The 1,373-nt window shown below is 70.8% G+C and carries 2 protein-coding genes; both read right to left on the reverse strand.

Annotated features, from left to right (window positions below; genetic code table 11):
• On the reverse strand, positions 1–687 hold a 687-nt coding region (locus tag PROKR_RS35605), incomplete at its 3' end, for a hypothetical protein (protein ID WP_036966496.1).
• Positions 688–966: 279 nt separating this feature from the next.
• On the reverse strand, positions 967–1,373 hold a 407-nt coding region (locus PROKR_RS20340), incomplete at its 5' end, for a hemerythrin domain-containing protein (RefSeq protein ID WP_036966499.1).

The following is a 1,373-nucleotide window of genomic DNA, read 5'->3' on the forward strand; positions in this document are numbered from 1 at the left end:
GGAGCCCACGACCTCGGGCCCGGCCCACGCGGCGTCCCCGCGCAGCTCGCCCGAGCTCAGCGCGCCGGCGAGCTCCAGGGCGATCCTCGGGTTGCCCGCGCTCCACCAGCGCAGCTGCTCCACGACGTCGGCCGCGACCGGCACGCTGAGCTCCATGTCGAGCACGCGACGCAGGGACCCGCGGTCCAGCGGGCCCAGCTCCAGCACCTCGACGTCGTCCGAGAGCGGTTCGGCGGAGATGCTCCGTACGGCGGCGATCACGCGCCAGTCCTGCCCGTACGCCTCGTCGGCCAGGTGCTGCAGCCAGCGTGCGCGCTCGGCGGTGAGCACGCCCACGTCGTCGACGAAGAGCACGCGCGGCCCGGTGCCTGCATCGTCCGCCCAGGCCGACACGGCGCGCAGGAAGCCCGCGGCGTCGAAGTCGGAGTCGTGCTCCAGGTGGTCGGGCACGGACCAGGCCGACAGGTCGATGCGCCTGCTGTTCTCCAGGTCGTGCGCCGAGGGTCGTGGCGAGCACGGCCGGACCACGCGCACCGCCGACGACCCCGCGCCGACCTGCTTGAGCGCGCGGATGACCGTCGCCGTCTTGCCGATGCCGCTCAGGCCGCGCACGACGAGGACCGTCGGGTCCAGGTCGGTCGCGAAATGCCCGATGACCCGCAGTTCTCTGTCCCGCCCGTGGACCACGTGGCCCCTCCCCCTGCCGCCCGCCTGGCTCTGTCCTGCCCCCGACGTCGTCGGCGACATGGCCGTGGAAGGCTCGTAGCTAGATAGCACGCACACCCCAATTCCCCTGAATTGCATGAATATGATCGGAGCGCGTCGAGAGTCTATGACAAGAGATAAATCGTGCAGTTCGTGCCTGTGATACGAGGAAATTACGCTCCTACCTGGCACAACTCGGGCAGCCGGGATAAAGGTGTGTCTTCCGGAAATAAATCCGGAATGCCCAATTCGGCGAAGGCGTCAGGCGAACGGGCCGAGCAGCGCCTGCCGGTCGGACGCCGGGCGCTCGGCGTCGTCGAGCACGGTGACGAGCTTCTTCTCCTCGTACCGGAAGTGCGTCTCCATGACGGCGTCGATGCCGTCCAGGTGCCGCAGCAGCACGTCCCGGCCCTCGCCGGACAGAGCGGCACGCTCAAGCTCGCCCAGGAGGTGGTCCAGCATGGAATGGTCCCGCTTGAGGTCGGCGACCACGGGCGCCAGGTCGGGACGGGCGGCCAGCACGACGTCGAACAGCGTGGCGTCCTCGGCGCGGTGGTGCCCCGTGAGGGCGGCGCAGAACCCGACGCAGTAGAGCTGGAGGTCCCGGGCCGCAACCGGGCCGGACGCGCCGTCCTCGACCGCGGCCCGCGCGACGCCGAGGGCGTCGC

The organism is Promicromonospora kroppenstedtii DSM 19349, assembly GCF_000515355.1.
Taxonomy (GTDB): Bacteria; Actinomycetota; Actinomycetes; order Actinomycetales; family Cellulomonadaceae; genus Promicromonospora; species Promicromonospora kroppenstedtii.